This is a genomic window from Pseudomonas sp. F007 (assembly GCF_057814275.1).
The window spans coordinates 807,323-824,707 of sequence record NZ_JBVATA010000001.1 but is presented as its reverse complement, the minus strand read 5'-3'; the positions used below and the strand labels follow the sequence as shown (position 1 = coordinate 824,707).

Here is a 17,385-nt window from a genome sequence, read left to right as displayed (position 1 = left end):
GTGAGAGCGGGCAAGCCCGCTCTCACAGGTTCATCGGACGGCTTACAGCAACGGCTCATCCGGTTGCTTGTTCTTCCAGCCATCGTTGCCTGGCAGGATCAGGTTCAGCGCAATTGCCACAATGGCGCACAGCGCGATGCCCTTCAGGCCGAAGTCATCCGGGCCGGTACCGGTACCCACCAGCACACCGCCAATCCCGAACACCAGGGTCACCGAGACGATCACCAGGTTGCGCGCTTCGCCGAGGTCGATCTTGTGCCGGATCATGGTGTTCATGCCCACTGCCGCAATCGAACCGAACAGCAGGCAGAGAATGCCGCCCATCACCGGCACCGGAATGCTCTGCAGCAGCGCGCCGAACTTGCCGATAAACGCCAGGCTGATGGCGAAGATCGCCGCCCAGGTCATGATTTTCGGGTTGTAGTTCTTGGTCAGCATCACTGCGCCGGTCACTTCGGCGTACGTGGTGTTGGGCGGGCCGCCGAGCATGCCGGCGGCAGTGGTGGCGATGCCGTCACCGAACAGTGTGCGATGCAGGCCGGGCTTTTTCAGGTAGTCGCGACCGGTTACGCTGCCGACGGCAATGACGCCGCCGATGTGCTCGATGGCCGGCGCCAGGGCCACTGGAACAATGAACAGGATCGCCTGCCAGTTGAATTCGGGCGCGGTGAAGTGCGGCAGGGCGAACCAGGGCGCAGCGGCGATCTTCGCGGTGTCGACCACGCCGAAGAAAAACGCCATGGCAAAGCCCACCAGCACGCCGGAGATGATCGGTACCAGACGGAAGATGCCTTTGCCGAACACCGCGACTATCAAGGTGGTCAGCAGGGCGGGCATCGAGATCATCATTGCCGTCTGGTAATGAATCAGCTCAGTGCCGTCCCCCGCCTTGCCCATCGCCATGTTGGCGGCAATCGGTGCCATCGCCAGGCCGATCGAAATGATCACCGGGCCAATCACCACTGGCGGCAGCAGGCGGTCGATGAAACCGGTGCCCTTGATCTTCACGGCCAGGCCGAGAAAGGTGTAGACGAAGCCGGCCGCCATCACGCCGCCCATGGTCGCCGCGAGGCCGAACTGGCCCTTGGCGAGAATGATCGGGGTGATGAAGGCAAAGCTCGAGGCCAGGAACACGGGGACCTGGCGGCCGGTCACGAGCTGGAACAGCAGAGTCCCCAGACCCGCCGTGAACAACGCAACGTTGGGGTCGAGGCCGGTAATCAGCGGCATCAGGACCAATGCTCCGAACGCCACGAACAGCATCTGCGCGCCCGACAGGACCTGGCGCCAGAGCGGGTCGTTGAACTCATCCTGCATGGTTACGCGTCCTTCTGCTTGGTGCCGAAGATCTTGTCGCCAGCATCGCCCAGGCCAGGAATGATGTAGCCGTGCTCGTTGAGTTTTTCGTCGATCGAGGCGGTGTAGATGGTCACATCCGGGTGAGCTTTCTCGACCACGGCGATGCCTTCGGGAGCGGCCACCAGGACCATGGCGCAGATCTCCTTGCAACCGGCCTTTTTCAGCAGGTCGATGGTCGCAACCATTGAACCGCCGGTGGCGAGCATCGGGTCGATGATCATGGCCAACCGCTCGTCGATTTCTGGCACCAGTTTTTCCAGATAGGTGTGCGCTTCGAGGGTTTCCTCGTTGCGAGCCACGCCCACGGCGCTGACCTTGGCGCCCGGGATCAGGCTGAGCACGCCTTCGAGCATGCCGATGCCGGCGCGCAGGATGGGTACTACAGTGATCTTCTTGCCGGCGATTTTTTCGACCGATACGGTGCCGCACCAGCCTTCGATGTCGTAGGTTTCAAGGGGCAGGTCTTTAGTGGCCTCGTAGGTCAGCAGGGCGCCGACTTCCTGCGCAAGCTCACGAAAATTCTTCGTGCTGATGTCTGCACGGCGCATAAGGCCAAGTTTGTGTCGGATCAGCGGATGGCGGATCTCACGGATGGGCATAGGGAAAGGCTCCGGCGGCGGGCAAAAAAACCGGCCTAGATTAATCTATCCGAGGTTGTTGTCCTATAGACAATCAGTACGTTAGTCCAGAAACGCTTGATTCGACGCTGCGGGATGCGTACCTTTGCTCGCTTTTCCGAATCTGCCACCCCCCTTGGAGAGCGCCATGTCCGCTGATCTCGAGCATATCCGTCAAATCATGCGAGAGGCTGACTGCCTGTACACCGAAGCTGAAGTCGAGGCCGCCATTGCCCGCGTCGGTGCACACATCAACGAACAACTGGCCGAGCGCAATCCGGTGGTGTTCTGCGTGATGAACGGCGGACTGATTTTCGCCGGCAAACTGCTCACGCACCTGCAGTTCCCGCTGGAAGCCTCTTACCTGCACGCCACCCGTTATCGCAACGAAACCAGCGGCGGCGACCTGTTCTGGAAGGCCAAGCCGGAAGTCTCGTTCATCGACCGTGACGTGCTGATCATCGATGACATCCTCGACGAGGGGCACACCCTGGGCGCGATCATCGATTTCTGCAAACACGCCGGCGCACGCCAGGTGCACACCGCCGTGTTGATCGACAAGGACCACGACCGCAAGGCACGTCCGGACCTCAAGGCCGACTTCGTGGGCCTGCCCTGCGTCGATCGCTACATCTTCGGCTACGGGATGGACTACAAGGGCTACTGGCGCAACGCCAACGGAATCTTCGCCGTTAAAGGTATGTAAACATGACGACGCCCAGCTTTCTTGATCAAGCTTTGTTTGCACAATTGGCCGAGAAGGCTGCGGCCAATCCCCGTGGCCGCCAGCACCACAACTTCCACCAGATGGAAGAACCGTGCCACCGCATGGCCGTGGGCTTGCAGCCGTCGACCTACATCCCACCGCACCGCCACCTGAGCGACGACAAGGCCGAAACCTTGCTGGTGCTCAAGGGCCGCCTCGGCGTGCTGATCTTCGACGAGGCCGGCCAGGTGCTGGCCAAGCGCGTTCTGGAATTGGGCGGCGATACCCTGGGGGTCGACTTGCCGGCCCGGGTTTATCACGGTCTGGTGGTGCTGGAAGCGGACAGCGTGATGTTCGAGTGCAAGTCCGGGCCTTATCGGCCGGTGGGCGAGGGCGAACACGCGCACTGGGCGCCGCGTGAAGGCGAGCCTGGCGTTGCCGAGTATCATGCCTGGATGCGCGCGCAGTTCGATTGACGCCAAGCGGCACACTGTTACAGTGCTGGGCCCCGTTCCGGAGCCCGTCATGAGCCCTTTGATTCGCCGTTGCGCCATCCTCTTGCTGAGCTTCAGCCTGCCCCTGGCCGCCGCACCGGCGGTGATGCATGGGCAGTTCCTGCCGCCGGACGACCTGAACCTGCGTGATACCCCGCCCGAGCAGCAGCAATTGCTGCAGATCACTGATTATTCGGTGGTGGTGGGCAGCCAGCGCCAGTCCAATCAGCAGCCGATTCCGGTGACCTCGCCGGTGCTGATTCGCCTCAAGGGCAAATCCCTGAACAAGGGGGCGAACATCAGCCAGGTGCTGGTGAATTTCGACGGCGAAAGCAAAAGCCTGAAAAAGCCGGTCTACGACGCCGCGACCCGGACCCTCAGCCTGTATTACCCGATGGCTCAATACCGGGTGGTGATGGACTTGCTGCGCAACGATACGCTCTATTGCCAGTTCCTCAGCTACGCCAACGGCCATGTCTGGGCCGACCTGCACACCGGCACCGTGCGCACCCGCTGAACCCTGGTCGTTGAGGCTTGGGCCGGCGCAGGGGTAAACTGCCGGCCCCGTGAAATATCTGCGAGCTGGAGTCGGCAATGCGTAAAGACAAAAAACAAGTGATTGGTGACGAGATCGGCGACGAGCAGATCAAATTGTTCCTCGATTTCGAGCCGGCCGATGCGACTTCACCGTCCCTGCACAAGCTGATCAAGGCCTATCGTGGCCTGCGTATCGACGATTTCGAGCGTTTCCTGACCTTCTTCACCGAAGCCGGCTACGACGTTGACGGCAAGGATGATCAGGGCAATGATTTCGTTGCCCTGATCAAGGATCAGCGTAACGCGCCGGATTACATCGAGCTGATTGAAAAAGCCCGCGGCTAACGCGAAACGCCGCGCACCTTGTAGGAGCTGGCTTGCCAGCGAAGGCGGTCTGTCATTGAACATTGATGTCGGCTGACCCACCGCTTTCGCTGGCAAGCCAGCTCCTACAGGTCAAAAAAAACGCCCCGTTCTCGATGAGAGCGGGGCGTTTTTCATGGCGCCGAATCAAGCGAAGCTTGGGGTCTCGCTGCTGGCTTCAACCAGCTCCAGGGCAACGTTGTTCTGCGCATTGATCTTGCGATACAGCGCCGCGTCGGTTTCCAGGACCTTTTCCCGTGCCGGGAAGATTTCCGCCAGCTTGGCTGCCCACTCACCCTTGGCCTTGCTCGGGAAGCACTTCTCGATCAGCTCAAGCATGATCGAAACGGTCACCGAGGCGCCTGGCGAGGCGCCGAGCAGGGCGGCGAGGGAACCGTCCTTGGCTGCAACCAGTTCGGTACCGAACTGCAGCACGCCGCCTTTTTTCGGGTCTTTCTTGATGATCTGCACCCGTTGGCCGGCCACTTCCAGGCGCCAGTCCTCGGCTTTCGCCTCGGGATAGAAGCGACGCAGGGATTCCAGGCGTTGCTCCATCGATTGCATCACTTCGCTGACCAGGTACTTGGTCAGGTCCATGTTGTTCTTCGCCACGGCCAGCATCGGCCCGATGTTGCCAGCGCGAACCGACATCGGCAGGTCCATGAAGGAGCCGTGCTTGAGGAACTTGGTGGTGAAACCGGCGTAAGGTCCGAACAGCAGGGACTTCTTGCCATCGACCACGCGGGTGTCGAGGTGCGGCACCGACATCGGCGGCGAGCCTACCGCGGCCTGGCTGTAGACCTTGGCCTGGTGATGCTTGACCACTTCCGGATTGTCGCAACGCAGCCATTGGCCGCTGATCGGGAAGCCGCCGAAGCCTTTGCTCTCTTCGATACCCGAGGCTTGCAGCAGCGGCAGCGCCGCGCCACCGGCGCCGAGGAAGACGAACTTGGCGTCGACTTCACGGCTGTTGCCGCTGTTGACGTCCTTGATGCTGACGGTCCAGCCATTGGCGTTGCGCTTGAGACCGGTCACGCGCTTGCAGTACTTGACCTGGGCATCGGGTGCGCTGGTCAGGTGCTTGAGCAGTTGATTGGTCAGGTTGCCGAAGTTGACGTCGGTGCCATTGATTACGCGGGTGGCGGCGAGGGTTTCGCCGGCGTCGCGACCAGGCATCATCAATGGCATCCACTCTGCCATCTTGGCCTTGTCTTCGGTGTATTCCATATCCGCGAAGGCGTGGTGCTGCTTCAGGACGTTGAAGCGCTCCTTGAGGAACGATACGCCTGCGTCACCCTGCACGAAGCTCAGGTGCGGAACCGGGCTGATGAAGGTCTTCGACGAGCCGAACGTGCCTTTGCGGGTCAGGTACGACCAGAACTGCTTCGACACCTCGAACTGGGTGTTGATGTGCACGGCTTTCTTGATGTCGACGCTGCCGTCCGCGGCCTGCGGCGTGTAGTTCAGCTCGCACAGGCCAGCGTGACCGGTGCCGGCGTTGTTCCACGGGTTGGAACTCTCCGCGGCACCGGAATCCATCAGCTCAACGACTTCCAGCTTGATCGCCGGGTCGAGTTCTTTGAGCAGTACCGCCAGGGTGGCACTCATGATGCCGGCCCCAACCAGTACTACGTCGACTGCTTCGTTATGCGCCATTTAACGCGTCTCCAAAATCTGCAGCACCAAATTGTCGGCATGGCTGCCAGGAGTTACGGGGCATGCTCTACAGCGCCCCAGGTCACCCATGGCCAGAATCGCCATGTCCGAATCTTCGCAATTTTTTGCAACTTCGACAGACGTCAGCTTCCGGCCCCAGGGTTCCTATGAACTCACTTCAAGGCGCGGGAGACAATTCGACTTATGGTCGATACGTCCGTTTGTGCAACCAAATCCGTAGCGGACAGGCTTCAGGCTCCGGTATTCGAGGCGTGCCCGGTCCTGTGTCGTTGGGCTGTTGTAGACGCTAATGGTGCATATTCAGACGCAAAACTATTCATTTGCTCGCCACACTCTTGTGAAGTTGTGAAAACCCGTTTTTTCACGCTCTTTTGAAGACGTGAACCTCAAAAAAGGGCTATCTGCGCTGCAGCTCAGTGGCCGAGCGTCATGACAGCTCTGGCAGATTCGCGAAAAGTGGTGGTTTGCAGGATGAACAGCAAGCTCGCCAGCTTCACTCGATCTGTGTGGGCGGCTCTCTGTGGGCGGTGCGGGGGTGTCGATACGCAGGTATCAACGGTGCTGCGAGGCCCGATCAGGAGACGTCCTTATAATCGGGGGGAGATTGTAGCGAAGAAACGCAGGGAAATGGTCGTGTTTAATGAGGTTTATTTGCCCTTCGGTCAACTGGCCAGTGCTGGGCGCAACCGTGGATGACGGCTGCGCGGGCTCAGGCGGGCACTTGATGGCAAGGGCTGGTGCAACCAGTTGAGGCGAATTTCCTCGATTTCTACCCAACCCTCGCCCATTGGCGGCACCTGGCAGTGTTTGAACGACAGGCAGCAGTCGTTGCTGTCGAGACGGGCAAAGTTGCGGTATTTGCGGCGTGGCGCGAACAGCGACCAGAGAAATTGCATGGCGATGCCCTCGAACGGTTGACGGTGCAGAAGTTAGCAGTGTGGCATGACACTCCCGTTACGAGTGCGGGCGGTGGCTGACATTGCACAAGTCTTCAGCCACTGTTCAGGGTTGCTGGTTTGCAGCCGGCGCGCACCGCTATACTGGCGCCCTGTTTGTGCCTGATTTCTGGAGAGAAGCGCATGTTGCAACGCCTGTTGTTCGGTTTGATCACTGTGACCAGCTTGACCCTGGTTGGCTGCGCCCATAGTCCACAGCAACTGGCTCCCGAGCCGAAGCTGACGACCCAATTGGCGCCTGTCGGCCACGGTCAGCCTGTAGTAGTACGGGTCGTGGACGGGCGTCCATCGCCGACCCTGGGTACTCGTGGTGGTATGTACCCGGAAACCAGCGCGATCACCGTGCAGGGTGCGCAGATCCTGCCGAAGTTGCAGGCCCAGGCTGAAGCCGCCGTGCGCCTGCTGGGCTTCACCCCGACTTCCAACGCAATGAATGCACCGCAGTTGACCGTGACCCTGGCGGAGCTGAAGTATCAGTCGCCCAAAGAAGGCCTGTACGTGACCGAGGCGACTATCGGCGCGACCTTCCGCTCCGACGTACAGAACGCCAATCGCCGCTACAGCGGTCGCTACGGCGCTTCGCTGGACCAGCGTTTCGGCATGGCGCCGAATCAGGAAACCAACACCAAGCTGGTCAGCGATGTGTTGAGCGATGCCCTGACGCGCCTGTTCAAGGACCCGACCATCGGTCAGATCCTCGCGGAATAATCGCGCCCAGTTGTAAAAAAGCCCGGCAGCCAGAAATGGCGCCGGGCTTTTTCATGGGCAGGTGATTGGATGCGCTTGAGCCGGTCAAGCCGCCTGGGAGTAAAAGTCGAGCACACTGACACCCGTCAGCAGGTCGGTTTCCGGCAAGTCGGCGTGTTGATGACCGCCGAGGGCGCAATAGACCAGCCAATGACGATCCTGGACGTTGAAGGCCAGGCTGCCGACGAGGGTCTGTTGTTCGTCGGAGGGCGTAATGAGGTACAGGCGATCCTGGTTTTCGGCGTGCAGCATGACAGGCTCCATGTCAGCGGTTTCGAGGGGCGACAGACTGACCTATTTAGATGACGAAGCCGTGACGCAGGACATTAGTCGGGCAGATGTTTCGTTATTTGTCGGAAAGCCCGTGCAGCGCGTGCGGGTTTCGGTAAAATTCGCGCCGCGCTTGCCCTGTTCCATTTGAGGTTCCCGATGTCACTGCATCTCTGGTCGCTGTTTTCCGCCCATCCCGCCAAACTGATCAACGTGCTTGCCCTGCTGTTTGCCTGCCCAGGCAGTTGGCTGCTGCATGTGACGCGCCGCCGCGAGCAACAGGCGCGCGCCAGTCTCGCCGCCCAGGCCGGACGCGAAGAGGGCGATACGCGGTTGCATTTGTCGAGCATCGCCACCTTGCGCATGAACCGTTTCTTCTACGCCTTTGGTTTTTCCTGCCTCGGCGTTGCCCTGATGGTGTCGTGGCTCAGCACCCGGCTGTGATCCAGGCGAAAAAAAACGGCGCTTATCCAGCGCCGTTTTTTTATCGCTAACCTTGCCTCACAGCGGCACGCCGGCCTTGACCCGATACTGATTGCGCACCGGTGTGGCGTATTGCAGCACCAGGAACGGACGGTGTTCCGCAGGGCAGGCATCCAGGCGGCTCTGCCATTCTTGCTCGGCCTTGGCCAGTTCTTCGGCCGGGAACAACTCGGCCGCGCGCGGCACCTGCAGTTGCGGATCGGCGTCTGCCCACTGGGCGTACGCCAGGTAGTGCACCGGGAACAGCCGATAGCCGCCGAGGATCTGCCGGTCCATTTCCGTCGCCAGTTGCTTGGTGTCCTCGAAACGCTCGGTGATCGGCGCGGCAAAGTTCACATGGACCCGGCCCTTGTAGCCGGTAATGCCCTTGGCGATGCTCACGTCGTCCTCGCCCGGCGCCTTGGTGTAGCTGCCGCTGGTGGCGCGGATGAACAGCTCGCGGGCCTTGTCCTGGTCGCACGGATCGTATTCGTAGCTGATCGAGACCGGAGTCAGGTTCAGCGACTGGATGACGTCGGCGAATGGCTCGTCCTTGCGGCTCATGTGGAACATCTTGAGGATCGCCGACTCGGTACGGTCGTCACCGTCCTTGGCGCGGCCTTCGGCCTGGGCGATCCAGATCGACTGGCAATCGTTGCGGATCGAATGATTGATGTAGGCCGAGAGCAACTGGTACGCCGCCATCTTCTCGCGCCGTCCGGTGATCGAGCGGTGCACGATGAAGCTCTTGTTCAGGCGCATCAGGTCGCTGACGAACGGCTTCTGCAGCAGGTTGTCGCCAATCGCGATACGCGGCGTGGGCAGGCCAGCGTGGTACACCGCGTAGTTGACGAACGCCGGATCCATGACGATGTCGCGGTGGTTGGCCAGGAACAGGTAGGCCCTGCCGGACTTGAACTGCTCGACGCCGGTGTAGGTCACGCCATCGGTCGCGCGCTCAATGGTGTGGTCGACATAGTGCTCGACCTTGTCCTGCAAGGTGGCTACCGAAGTGACACCGGCAAACTCGCGGCGCAGCCGATGAGCTATAAGAGGTTTGAGCGCCCAGCCCAGGGCCCCGGCAAAACGCGGGAAGCGAAAGTGCGTGAGGATATCTAGAAATGCCTTGTCGCTCAGCAGCCGTGCCAGCACGGCCGGGACTTCGCTGTCGTCGTAAGGTCGGATGGCATCGAATTCGCCCATCATGCTCTCTTGTTGGAAACGGCTAGGGTTAGTAATGGGTTGGATCAAATCCACACAGGGTACGGTCTGAAAAATCAGCTCAAACAACAATAGCCCTGCAAATAGACCGGCGATTATACGCACAAGTCACTTGGGAGACCGCGATGCTGGAAACCGAGCGCTATGAATGTCCTTATTGTGGTGAAGAAGCCGAAGCTGAGCTGGATCTGTCCGCAGGTGACCAGACCTACATCGAGGACTGTCCGGTCTGTTGTCGGCCGATTACCTTCGTTCTGCAGACTGATGGTGTGGAATGGATGCTCGAAGTTCGCAGCGAAAACGAGTGAGGGGTGACCGCCATGCAGCGCATTTACGAGCCGGAGAACCTGATGGAGGGTGAGTTGCTGCAGGGGATGCTGGCCAGCGAGGGCGTCGAAGCGCACCTGGTGGGTCGTGATTTGCTCGGCGCGACCGGTGAGTTGCCGGTATATGGGCTATTGGGCCTGGCGGTGGAAAATGACCAGGCGCAATACGCCCGCGAGCTGATCGCTGCCTACAATGCCGCCTTGCCGGTGCCCGGCGATGAACCGGATAACTTCCCGGGTGTGCTCGTCTGTTAGGCTGGCGTTCGTTTGATCAAGAGTTGTATTAGCCCATGTGTGGACGTTTTGCCCTGTTTCGCTGGAATCCCGCGTTTGCGGCCCTGCCCGGATTTCCCGCCGATCAGCAGGCGCAGTGGAATATTTCGCCGAATGATTCGGTACTCATCCTGCGTGCCGAGGCCGGCCAGCGGACCCTGGCCCGTGCCCGTTGGGGGCTGACGCCGGCATGGCTGACGGATATGTCGAAGACCCCGGCCCACGCCCGGGCGGAAACCGTCGCCGAACAGCCGATGTTTCGCGAAGCCTTGCGCCAGCGTCGCTGCCTGCTGCCCGCCAACGGTTTCTACGAATGGCGCGGTACCACGCGCAAACGTCCGTATTGGCTGACGCCAGGTGAGGGGGCGTCGCTGTTTTTTGCGGCGATATGGGAAGCCTATCCGGTGCAGGAGCAGGTCTGGCTGAGCACGGCGGTGATCACCCAGCCGGCGGCCAGCCAGCGTCGACCGCTGATTCTCGACGCGGCAGGCCAGGAGGCCTGGCTCGACCCCGAAACCCCGTTGCATGTCCTGCAAGCGCTGCTCGCCAGTGAGCCTGCCGTCCTGCGTGAGCGGGTGCTGGCCAATCTGGTCAATGATCCCAAGCTCAACGCCCCGGAGTGCCTGACCCCGGGTTGAACCCGAACAGCGGATTTCTTCGGCGAAATGCGGCGTTATGCGTCTGTTACATCTGGCGCGCGCACCCGCCACCGCCTAGGATACCGCCATGTTTTCAGGGAGTATTTCAATGAACAAGATTTGGCTTGTGGGCGCACTGGGCGCCAGCCTGTTGCTCAGTGGTTGCCAGTCGGTCAACACCACCAAGAGCGGGGCGGTGGGCGTGGAGCGCTCGCAGTGGATGTTCAGCATGCTGTCGACCGATGAGGTCAACCAGATGTACGCCCAGTCCTACCAGAAGACGGTGGGCGAGGCGGGCAGCAAAGGCGTGCTGGACAAGACCAGCAGCGATGCCAAGCGCGTCCAGGCGATTGCCACGCGGCTGATTGCCCAGGCACCGGTGTTTCGTCCGGATGCGGCGCAATGGAACTGGGAGGTCAATCTGATCAAGAGTGATGAGCTCAACGCCAACTGCGGTCCTGGCGGCAAGATCATTTTCTACACCGGACTGATCGACAAGCTGAAACTCACCGACGACGAAATCGCCGCAATCATGGGCCATGAAATCGCCCACGCCCTGCGCGAGCACGGGCGTGAAGCGATGTCCAAGGCCTATGGCATCGAGATGGCCAAGCAGGGCGCCGGCGCCTTGCTCGGCCTGGGTCAGGACACCCTGGCACTGGCCGACACTGTGGCCAACTACGGCATGACTCTGCCCAACAGCCGCGCCAACGAGAACGAAGCCGACCTGATCGGCCTCGAACTGTCGGCCCGCGCCGGTTATGACCCGAACGCAGCGATCACCTTGTGGAACAAGATGAGCAAGGTTTCCGAAGGTGCGCCGCCTGAGTTCATGAGCACCCACCCGGCCTCCAGCAGCCGTATCGCGTCGCTGCAGGCGGCGATTCCGAAAGTGATGCCGCTCTACAACAGCGCTAAAAAGTAAGCGACAAGCTTCAAGCGGCAAGCTACAAGCTACAAGCCGGGCACAGCGCCTCTGCTTGCAGCTTGAAGCCTGCCGCTACTAGCTGCTTTTAGACCCACCCACTCGTTTGCATCGCCTTGTACACCGCCACCAGCGCAAGGACGAAGAACGCCGACGCCGCCAGGCGACGGATCAGGGTCAGCGGCAGCTTGTCGGCGGCGAAGTTGCCCGCCAATACCACCGGCACGTTGGCAATCAGCATGCCCAGGGTGGTGCCGATGATCACCAGCCACAGTTCCGGGTACTGCGCCGCGAGCATCACGGTGGCAACCTGGGTCTTGTCACCCATTTCGGCGAGGAAGAACGCGATCAGCGTGGTCAGGAACGGCCCGAACTTGCGCGCGGTGCTGCCTTCGTCGTCATCCATCTTGTCCGGCACCAGGGTCCACAGCGCAGTAGCGGTGAAGCTGGCGGCGAGAATCCAGTGCAGCACCGAATCCGAGAAGAACGTACTGAACCAGGCGCCGACAGCGCCGGCCGCAGCGTGGTTGGCCAGGGTCGCGGCGACGATACCGGCGATGATCGGCCAGGGTTTGCGGAAGCGAGCGGCGAGAATGAGTGCGAGCAGTTGCGTCTTGTCGCCGATTTCGGCCAAGGCAACGATTGCGGTAGGAACGAGTAATGAATCCAACATCAGGTATTTTCCCAAGGGGCGGGTCGACACGGCTATGACACGTACAGCCTTCCCGCCCCGGGTAAGGTGTGCGTGTCATAGGTCTTGTCAAACCCTGCGGTCCGTCTGTGCGGACTCTTGGGTCGCATGCGCCATGGTCTTCGGACCAAGTATGTTGACGCATGCCGGACGAGCGTGGCGCTCGTGGGAGACTACTCCCCTAGGACGGAGCGGATTCTGCCTAGACAAAATCCGTTCGGCAAGTGTTCTTTTTCATCCCGGGTTTTAGCCGCGCTTGGCTCGGTAGATGCGAAAACCCTGTCCTTCGGCCTTGATCGAGCAGGGCCCCAGGTGCTCTTCGATGAGTGGCTGGTACTTCAGGAAACTGTTGGCAACCAGTCGCAGTTCGCCGCCGTTTTTCAGATGTTTGGCTGCTTTTCGCAGCAAGTTTTCGGTGGCGAAATAATCGGTGTGGACCCCGACGTGGAACGGTGGATTGCTCAGGATGGCGTTCAAGCCCATGGGCGCGGCGTCGATGCCGTCGCCGGTCAGGACCTCGGCTTCCAGGCCATTGGCTGCCAGGGTCAGGCGGCTGCTCGCGGCGGCAAAGGCATCGACGTCGAGCAGGGTCACCGTATTGTGCGGATAGCGGCGCTTGACTGCCGCGCCGAGTACACCGGCACCGCAGCCAAAATCGAGCAAGTGGCCGCTGGGCAGCTTGTCCAGGTGCTCCAGCAAGAGGGCGCTGCCGCGATCGAGGCGACCATGACTGAACACCCCGGGCAGGCTGATGACTTTCAACGGGCCTTCTGCCAGCGGCAACTCGTATTCCTGAGCCAGGCTTTCCAGGGGTTTGGCCACTGGCGCATTGGCCACGGTCACTTGCCAGAGCTGGCAGTGCCGGGCGCTGTCGAGCTTGCGCGGTTTGCCGAAGGGGTTGAGTTGCTTGGCGGCGCCTTCGATGCCGCTGCGCTTTTCGCCCACCAGGAACAGTTCTCGACCGGCCAGGCGCGAGGCGAGGGCGTTGAGGATGTAATCGGTCAGGTCCTTGGACTTGGGCAGGAACAACACCGCAGTCTCGAACCCGCGCGCCGGCGCCTCGACGCCGAAGTGACTGCGCTCGGCGAAGCGTGCATCCAGCGCCGCCTGATCGCCGGCATGCCAGCACCAGCCGTGGGCCTCGGGCAATTTGCCGAACAGGTCGTCGGCGGGCAAGCCGGCCAGCAGCACGTTGCCTTGAAACAATTCGGCCTGGCGAAGCAGTACTTCACTGCGCGGATCCATACTCTGCTCCTTGAAAAAAAGTCCGGCAGTTTATCAATTGACGACCCGCAGCGCTGTACCGCTGAAAAATCCCCGGGCGTTTTCCGTCAATTGGCCGACGATGCGCTGCCGTGCTTCGCGGCTGCCCCAGGCGTTGTGCGGGGTGACGATCAAGCGCGGGATGTCATTCGCCAGCAACGGATTGCCCGCAGTCGGTGGTTCGACGCTCAGCACATCAGTCGCCGCGCCACCCAGGTGACCGCTGCGCAAGGCGTCGGCCAGGGCCTGCTCGTCGATCAGGCCGCCGCGGGCGGTGTTGACCACCAGCGCGCCGGGCTTGAGCATCGCCAACTCGCGGGCGCCGATGAAATGCCGGGTGTGTTCATTGAGCGGGCAATGCAGGGTCAGGGCGTCGATCTGCGGCAGCAGTTCGTCCAACGGCATGCGCTCGGCGCGCGCCGGGCGGCCGGGGACCTGGCCGGAAATAACCCGCATGCCAAAGGCTTCGGCCAGCCGCGCAACAGCACCGCCCAACTCGCCGTGACCGAGCAAGCCAAGGGTTTTGCCCTGCAATTCGATGATCGGGTAGTCGAGCAGGCAGAACTGTTGGGCCTGTTGCCAGCGTCCTTCGCCAACGGCTTTCTGATAGTCGCCGAGGCGGGTGGCCAGGTTGAGCAGCAGCATCAGCGTGTGTTGCGCCACCGACGGTGTGCCGTAGCCCTGGCAATTGCTCACGGTAATGCCCAAGGCACGGGCGGCGGCGAGGTCGACGTTGTTGGTGCCGGTGGCGGCAATCAGGATCAGCTTCAGGTCTGGGCAGGCCTTGAGGGTTTCGGCATTGAGCAGCACCTTGTTGCTGATCGCCACCTCGGCGCCCTGCAGCCGCTCGATGATGTTCTGCGCGGTGGTCACGGAGCGCAGTTGCAGGTCGCTGAAGCATTGCTGCAAAGCGCTGAGGTCGAGGTCTCCGAGGTCCAGCGAGTTGTGGTCGAGGAATACCGCGCGGCGATTGTTTGTCATTAACTGTACCTTTTGCGCAAGGGTCTGAAGGCGTAATCTGCCGAGCCTACCAGATGAAATAAATAGTTACGCTTGGCCTGAAGGAGCCTTCATGTACTGGACAGAATTCTTGACCGTCGCCCTGATCCACCTGCTGGCTGTCGCCAGTCCCGGTCCGGACTTTGCGGTGGTGGTGCGCGAGGCGGTGACCCACGGTCGCCGCGCTGGCACCTGGACCGCCCTGGGGGTAGGTTGTGCGATCTTCCTGCATGTCGGCTACTCGCTGCTGGGGATCGGCCTGATCGTTTCGCAATCGATCGTGCTGTTCAATGCCCTCAAGTGGCTCGCCGCAGCCTACCTGCTGTACATCGGCTTCAAGGCGCTGCGTGCGCAACCGGCCAAACCCTCGACCGATGACCTGCACAAGGAAGCCGGTGAGCGCACCGCCCGCGGCGCCTTCACATCAGGCTTCGTGACCAACGGCCTGAACCCCAAGGCGACGCTGTTTTTCCTCTCGCTGTTTACCGTGGTGATCAACCCGCACACACCGCTGGCGATCCAGGCCGGTTACGGCGTCTACCTGGCAGCCGCCACGGCGTTCTGGTTCTGCCTGGTGGCGATGCTGTTCAGCCAGCAGCGAGTGCGTGCCGGCTTTGCGCGCATGGGGCACTGGTTCGACCGCACCATGGGCGTGGTGCTGGTGGCGATCGGAGTAAAACTGGCCTTTACCGAGATGCATTGAGACTGCCGAGCTGATTCAGCGCGTTGAGGTACTCCCGGGGGTTGTCGCCGAGCAATCGCCGGAACATCGCGCTGAACGCCCGGCCACTGCCATAGCCCAGCTCATGCGCCACCTGCTGCACGCTTTCCCCGGCGAGCAGCCGAGGCAGAGCTTCCATCAGGCGCAACTGCTGGCGCCAGGCATTGAAATTCATCTGTAGTTGTTGCTGAAACAGCCGGGCCAGGGTGCGTGAGCTGGCGCCGACCTGTTGTGCCCAGTCTTCCAGGGTATGGGCATGGTTCGGGGTTTCCAGCAGCGCCAGGCAGATGCTGCGTAAACGGCGGTCCTCGGGCATCGGGATGTGCAGCGGCAGATTTTCCAGGTTGGCGATTTCTTCCAGCATCAACTGCTGGATCAGCGGGTTTTCCGCCTGCGCGCGGCCCTGTACCGCACGCACGATCAGTTCACGCAGCAGCGGCGTGACCGCCAGTACGCAGCACTGCTGCAGGTTGGCCGGACACAGCTCCGGGGCGATGAACAGCGAGCGCATGTGCACCTCACCCGACATGAAAATTTCATGCTCGACCCAGGGCGGAATCCATACCGCGCGAGTGGGTGGAATCACCCATGCACCTTGCCGGGTGACCACACGCATGGTGCCGCACACCGCATACAGAAACTGCGCTTCGCGATGCTGGTGCAGGACCTGATGTGCGCCATCCTTGTAATTGCGCGGGTAGGCACTGACGGGGCCGTGGAGGAAGTGGCTGACTAACATGTCCGATTCGATGAGTTATATGTCAAGAATGCGATTTATTGCCAACTTAGCATAGCGGCACAACCACAACGAATAGCGTGTCGTCATGAATCAATCGCGAAGTGTCATCCGCTACATCAACGCTGCCCACGTCATCGATCACATGTTCATGCTGATCTTTCCCGCTGCCGTGCTCGGCATGACCCAGGTGTTTGCCCTCGATTACGCGGCAATGATCGGCCTGTCCCTGGGCGGCTTCATTGCCTTCGGTGCCTGCTCGCTACCGGCGGGCTGGCTGGGGGATCGCTGGAGTCGGCGGCAGATGATGCTGGTGTTTTTTTTCGGCATCGGTGCTTCGGCGATCTTTACCGGTCTGAGCAGCACGCCGGCGATGCTGGTGCTGGGCTTGACGCTGATCGGAGTGTTCGCGGCGATCTACCATCCAGTGGGGACCGCGATGTTGGTGGCTTACGCACAGAATCGTGGCCGCGAGATCGGCATCAACGGCATGTGGGGCAACCTCGGCGTGGCGTTTTCGGCGCTGGTCACCGGGTTTCTGGTGGCGCAGTTCGGCTGGCGTTCGGCGTTCATCCTGCCGGGTGTCGTCGCCATCGTGCTGGGCATCGGCTTTGCCTTGCAGGTCCGCGAGGAGCCGATCCCGCAGCGTGCCCATGCCTCGCTGAAGAATGCCTCGGGACAGCGGATCTCCATGCTCATGGTGTTCAGCGTGCTGGCGCTGGCCACCGCCACCGGCGGCGTGGTGTTCAATGCCACGACCATGACCTACCCCAAATTGTTCGAGGAGCGCCTGCACGCGCTGTTTGCCTCGCCGCAGACCCTCGGTGTGGTGGTGAGCCTGGCGTATGCCTTCGGTGCGGTGGCGCAGTTGAGTATCGGTCGGGTGTTGCATCGCTTCAGTCTGAAATGGCCATTCATCCTGCTGACCTTAGGCCAGGCGCCGCTGCTGTTCGGCCTCGCGTATGTCGACGGCTGGGCAGTGATCGCCTTGGGTGCGGCGTTCATGTTCGTGGTGTTCGGCCAGGTCACGGTGAACGATGCGATGGTTGCCAATTTCGTCGCGCCGCAGTGGCAATCTCGGGTCTTCGCCTTGCGCTATTGCCTGTCGTTCGGTGCCAGCGCCACGGCGATTCCATTGATTGCTTACGTCGAGCCACGACAGGGTTTTGTCGGCCTTTACCTGATCCTTGGCGGATTCGCAGCACTGACCTTCGTCGCTGCACTGGTATTCCCACGCACTCCGTCTGAATCGGCTGTAGGGCAGGCAGCCTGAAAATTGTGGGTTTTTGTCCGTGAATGCTGGCGCTGAGCCAGCATTTGCCGGCTCTGCAAATCATTCCTTTGGCTGATTTGGCGTCCGCCAAGGGTGACTAAAGTGCAGTCTTTACGCCAAGACCGTGCAGT

22 protein-coding genes and 1 riboswitch are annotated in these 17,385 nt (G+C 61.2%); of the genes, 12 read left to right on the top strand and 10 right to left on the bottom strand.

The annotated features are described in order from the left end of the window. Positions 1–42: 42 nt before the first annotated feature. Together ACZYR5_RS03890 and upp are read right to left on the bottom strand one after the other, a co-directional pair. Entirely contained in the window at positions 43–1,317 is a 1,275-nt protein-coding gene (locus tag ACZYR5_RS03890; protein ID WP_489087830.1) for a uracil-xanthine permease family protein, read from the bottom strand. Between the two features lie 2 nt (positions 1,318–1,319). After that, the gene (upp, locus tag ACZYR5_RS03885) at positions 1,320–1,958 is read right to left on the bottom strand and encodes a uracil phosphoribosyltransferase (RefSeq protein WP_489087831.1); all 639 of its coding nucleotides are present in this window, start codon (positions 1,956–1,958) and stop codon (positions 1,320–1,322) included. A 166-nt stretch (positions 1,959–2,124) separates the two neighbouring features. Between upp and ACZYR5_RS03880 the strand changes: the two genes are divergently transcribed. From ACZYR5_RS03880 to ACZYR5_RS03865, 4 genes are all read left to right on the top strand, one after another. After that, on the top strand, positions 2,125–2,682 hold the full coding sequence (locus ACZYR5_RS03880) for a hypoxanthine-guanine phosphoribosyltransferase (RefSeq protein ID WP_489087832.1): 558 nt from the start codon (positions 2,125–2,127) through the stop codon (positions 2,680–2,682). A 2-nt stretch (positions 2,683–2,684) separates the two neighbouring features. Next, complete coding sequence (locus ACZYR5_RS03875) at positions 2,685–3,158, top strand: WbuC family cupin fold metalloprotein (RefSeq protein ID WP_489087833.1); 474 nt, start codon at positions 2,685–2,687, stop codon at positions 3,156–3,158. 49 nt (positions 3,159–3,207) lie between these two features. Next, a complete protein-coding gene (locus tag ACZYR5_RS03870) occupies positions 3,208–3,693 on the top strand; it encodes a hypothetical protein (RefSeq protein WP_489087834.1) in 486 nt (161 codons plus the stop codon). Between the two features lie 77 nt (positions 3,694–3,770). Then, the gene (locus ACZYR5_RS03865) at positions 3,771–4,058 is read left to right on the top strand and encodes a PA4642 family protein (protein WP_489087835.1); all 288 of its coding nucleotides are present in this window, start codon (positions 3,771–3,773) and stop codon (positions 4,056–4,058) included. A 165-nt stretch (positions 4,059–4,223) separates the two neighbouring features. On the opposite strand, the gene mqo is transcribed toward ACZYR5_RS03865, so the two are convergent. Together mqo and ACZYR5_RS03855 are read right to left on the bottom strand one after the other, a co-directional pair. Further along, positions 4,224–5,732 carry a malate dehydrogenase (quinone) gene (mqo, locus tag ACZYR5_RS03860; protein WP_489087836.1) on the bottom strand — a complete coding sequence of 503 codons (1,509 nt, stop codon included), beginning with the start codon at positions 5,730–5,732 and terminating at the stop codon, positions 4,224–4,226. 683 nt (positions 5,733–6,415) lie between these two features. After that, positions 6,416–6,649, bottom strand: coding sequence for a hypothetical protein (locus tag ACZYR5_RS03855; RefSeq protein ID WP_489087837.1), 234 nt, complete (start codon positions 6,647–6,649; stop codon positions 6,416–6,418). A gap of 183 nt (positions 6,650–6,832) precedes the next feature. On the opposite strand from ACZYR5_RS03855, the gene ACZYR5_RS03850 reads away from it, so the two are divergent. Then, positions 6,833–7,417 (top strand): YajG family lipoprotein, encoded by a 585-nt coding sequence (locus ACZYR5_RS03850; RefSeq protein ID WP_489087838.1) that lies wholly within the window; start codon positions 6,833–6,835, stop codon positions 7,415–7,417. An 84-nt stretch (positions 7,418–7,501) separates the two neighbouring features. Here ACZYR5_RS03850 and ACZYR5_RS03845 read toward each other — a convergent pair whose 3' ends face one another. Further along, a complete protein-coding gene (locus ACZYR5_RS03845) occupies positions 7,502–7,708 on the bottom strand; it encodes a hypothetical protein (RefSeq protein ID WP_236483546.1) in 207 nt (68 codons plus the stop codon). 177 nt (positions 7,709–7,885) lie between these two features. On the opposite strand from ACZYR5_RS03845, the gene ACZYR5_RS03840 reads away from it, so the two are divergent. Further along, on the top strand, positions 7,886–8,170 hold the full coding sequence (locus ACZYR5_RS03840; RefSeq protein WP_489087839.1) for a hypothetical protein: 285 nt from the start codon (positions 7,886–7,888) through the stop codon (positions 8,168–8,170). A gap of 57 nt (positions 8,171–8,227) precedes the next feature. Here ACZYR5_RS03840 and ACZYR5_RS03835 read toward each other — a convergent pair whose 3' ends face one another. Next, positions 8,228–9,394 (bottom strand): 1-acyl-sn-glycerol-3-phosphate acyltransferase, encoded by a 1,167-nt coding sequence (locus tag ACZYR5_RS03835; RefSeq protein WP_489087840.1) that lies wholly within the window; start codon positions 9,392–9,394, stop codon positions 8,228–8,230. A gap of 140 nt (positions 9,395–9,534) precedes the next feature. Here ACZYR5_RS03835 and ACZYR5_RS03830 point away from each other — a divergent pair, with 140 nt between their 5' ends. The 4 genes from ACZYR5_RS03830 (at position 9,535) to ACZYR5_RS03815 (ending at position 11,571) form a co-directional block, all read left to right on the top strand. After that, positions 9,535–9,717, top strand: coding sequence for a CPXCG motif-containing cysteine-rich protein (locus ACZYR5_RS03830; protein ID WP_489087841.1), 183 nt, complete (start codon positions 9,535–9,537; stop codon positions 9,715–9,717). A 12-nt stretch (positions 9,718–9,729) separates the two neighbouring features. Then, positions 9,730–9,990, top strand: coding sequence for a putative signal transducing protein (locus tag ACZYR5_RS03825; protein WP_489087842.1), 261 nt, complete (start codon positions 9,730–9,732; stop codon positions 9,988–9,990). A 35-nt stretch (positions 9,991–10,025) separates the two neighbouring features. Then, the gene (locus ACZYR5_RS03820; RefSeq protein ID WP_489087843.1) at positions 10,026–10,646 is read left to right on the top strand and encodes an SOS response-associated peptidase; all 621 of its coding nucleotides are present in this window, start codon (positions 10,026–10,028) and stop codon (positions 10,644–10,646) included. Positions 10,647–10,755: 109 nt separating this feature from the next. Further along, positions 10,756–11,571 (top strand): M48 family metallopeptidase, encoded by an 816-nt coding sequence (locus tag ACZYR5_RS03815; RefSeq protein ID WP_027619518.1) that lies wholly within the window; start codon positions 10,756–10,758, stop codon positions 11,569–11,571. A gap of 88 nt (positions 11,572–11,659) precedes the next feature. Here ACZYR5_RS03815 and ACZYR5_RS03810 read toward each other — a convergent pair whose 3' ends face one another. From ACZYR5_RS03810 to ACZYR5_RS03800, 3 genes are all read right to left on the bottom strand, one after another. Then, on the bottom strand, positions 11,660–12,244 hold the full coding sequence (locus ACZYR5_RS03810; RefSeq protein ID WP_489087844.1) for a TMEM165/GDT1 family protein: 585 nt from the start codon (positions 12,242–12,244) through the stop codon (positions 11,660–11,662). Positions 12,245–12,333: 89 nt separating this feature from the next. Beyond that, positions 12,334–12,457: riboswitch (yybP-ykoY riboswitch) on the bottom strand. A gap of 51 nt (positions 12,458–12,508) precedes the next feature. Continuing rightward, positions 12,509–13,507, bottom strand: a complete 999-nt coding sequence (locus tag ACZYR5_RS03805; RefSeq protein WP_489087845.1) for a methyltransferase — start codon at positions 13,505–13,507, stop codon at positions 12,509–12,511. Positions 13,508–13,540: 33 nt separating this feature from the next. Beyond that, entirely contained in the window at positions 13,541–14,506 is a 966-nt protein-coding gene (locus ACZYR5_RS03800) for a 2-hydroxyacid dehydrogenase (protein WP_489087846.1), read from the bottom strand. A 91-nt stretch (positions 14,507–14,597) separates the two neighbouring features. Between ACZYR5_RS03800 and ACZYR5_RS03795 the strand changes: the two genes are divergently transcribed. After that, positions 14,598–15,227: a LysE family translocator gene (locus ACZYR5_RS03795; RefSeq protein ID WP_489087847.1), complete on the top strand. Its 630-nt coding sequence runs from the start codon at positions 14,598–14,600 to the stop codon at positions 15,225–15,227. Here ACZYR5_RS03795 and ACZYR5_RS03790 read toward each other — a convergent pair. Continuing rightward, positions 15,211–15,984, bottom strand: coding sequence for an AraC family transcriptional regulator (locus ACZYR5_RS03790; RefSeq protein WP_489087848.1), 774 nt, complete (start codon positions 15,982–15,984; stop codon positions 15,211–15,213). The genes ACZYR5_RS03795 and ACZYR5_RS03790 overlap by 17 nt on opposite strands. An 85-nt stretch (positions 15,985–16,069) precedes the next feature. Here ACZYR5_RS03790 and ACZYR5_RS03785 point away from each other — a divergent pair, with 85 nt between their 5' ends. Further along, complete coding sequence (locus tag ACZYR5_RS03785; RefSeq protein ID WP_489087849.1) at positions 16,070–17,254, top strand: MFS transporter; 1,185 nt, start codon at positions 16,070–16,072, stop codon at positions 17,252–17,254. Positions 17,255–17,385 lie beyond the last annotated feature (131 nt).

What these genes read in the sequence shown, in the direction of transcription:
- ACZYR5_RS03800 (WP_489087846.1), bottom strand. Translation starts at nt 14,506, where the DNA reads ATGACAAACAATCGCCGCGCGGTATTCCTCGACCACAACTCGCTGGAC.
- ACZYR5_RS03830 (WP_489087841.1), top strand. Translation starts at nt 9,535, where the DNA reads ATGCTGGAAACCGAGCGCTATGAATGTCCTTATTGTGGTGAAGAAGCC.
- ACZYR5_RS03815 (WP_027619518.1), top strand. Translation starts at nt 10,756, where the DNA reads ATGAACAAGATTTGGCTTGTGGGCGCACTGGGCGCCAGCCTGTTGCTC.
- ACZYR5_RS03865 (WP_489087835.1), top strand. Translation starts at nt 3,771, where the DNA reads ATGCGTAAAGACAAAAAACAAGTGATTGGTGACGAGATCGGCGACGAG.
- ACZYR5_RS03850 (WP_489087838.1), top strand. Translation starts at nt 6,833, where the DNA reads ATGTTGCAACGCCTGTTGTTCGGTTTGATCACTGTGACCAGCTTGACC.
- ACZYR5_RS03810 (WP_489087844.1), bottom strand. Translation starts at nt 12,244, where the DNA reads ATGTTGGATTCATTACTCGTTCCTACCGCAATCGTTGCCTTGGCCGAA.
- ACZYR5_RS03845 (WP_236483546.1), bottom strand. Translation starts at nt 7,708, where the DNA reads ATGCTGCACGCCGAAAACCAGGATCGCCTGTACCTCATTACGCCCTCC.
- ACZYR5_RS03820 (WP_489087843.1), top strand. Translation starts at nt 10,026, where the DNA reads ATGTGTGGACGTTTTGCCCTGTTTCGCTGGAATCCCGCGTTTGCGGCC.
- ACZYR5_RS03855 (WP_489087837.1), bottom strand. Translation starts at nt 6,649, where the DNA reads ATGCAATTTCTCTGGTCGCTGTTCGCGCCACGCCGCAAATACCGCAAC.
- mqo (WP_489087836.1), bottom strand. Translation starts at nt 5,732, where the DNA reads ATGGCGCATAACGAAGCAGTCGACGTAGTACTGGTTGGGGCCGGCATC.
- ACZYR5_RS03890 (WP_489087830.1), bottom strand. Translation starts at nt 1,317, where the DNA reads ATGCAGGATGAGTTCAACGACCCGCTCTGGCGCCAGGTCCTGTCGGGC.
- ACZYR5_RS03840 (WP_489087839.1), top strand. Translation starts at nt 7,886, where the DNA reads ATGTCACTGCATCTCTGGTCGCTGTTTTCCGCCCATCCCGCCAAACTG.
- upp (WP_489087831.1), bottom strand. Translation starts at nt 1,958, where the DNA reads ATGCCCATCCGTGAGATCCGCCATCCGCTGATCCGACACAAACTTGGC.
- ACZYR5_RS03795 (WP_489087847.1), top strand. Translation starts at nt 14,598, where the DNA reads ATGTACTGGACAGAATTCTTGACCGTCGCCCTGATCCACCTGCTGGCT.
- ACZYR5_RS03790 (WP_489087848.1), bottom strand. Translation starts at nt 15,984, where the DNA reads ATGTTAGTCAGCCACTTCCTCCACGGCCCCGTCAGTGCCTACCCGCGC.
- ACZYR5_RS03785 (WP_489087849.1), top strand. Translation starts at nt 16,070, where the DNA reads ATGAATCAATCGCGAAGTGTCATCCGCTACATCAACGCTGCCCACGTC.
- ACZYR5_RS03875 (WP_489087833.1), top strand. Translation starts at nt 2,685, where the DNA reads ATGACGACGCCCAGCTTTCTTGATCAAGCTTTGTTTGCACAATTGGCC.
- ACZYR5_RS03880 (WP_489087832.1), top strand. Translation starts at nt 2,125, where the DNA reads ATGTCCGCTGATCTCGAGCATATCCGTCAAATCATGCGAGAGGCTGAC.
- ACZYR5_RS03825 (WP_489087842.1), top strand. Translation starts at nt 9,730, where the DNA reads ATGCAGCGCATTTACGAGCCGGAGAACCTGATGGAGGGTGAGTTGCTG.
- ACZYR5_RS03870 (WP_489087834.1), top strand. Translation starts at nt 3,208, where the DNA reads ATGAGCCCTTTGATTCGCCGTTGCGCCATCCTCTTGCTGAGCTTCAGC.
- ACZYR5_RS03835 (WP_489087840.1), bottom strand. Translation starts at nt 9,394, where the DNA reads ATGATGGGCGAATTCGATGCCATCCGACCTTACGACGACAGCGAAGTC.
- ACZYR5_RS03805 (WP_489087845.1), bottom strand. Translation starts at nt 13,507, where the DNA reads ATGGATCCGCGCAGTGAAGTACTGCTTCGCCAGGCCGAATTGTTTCAA.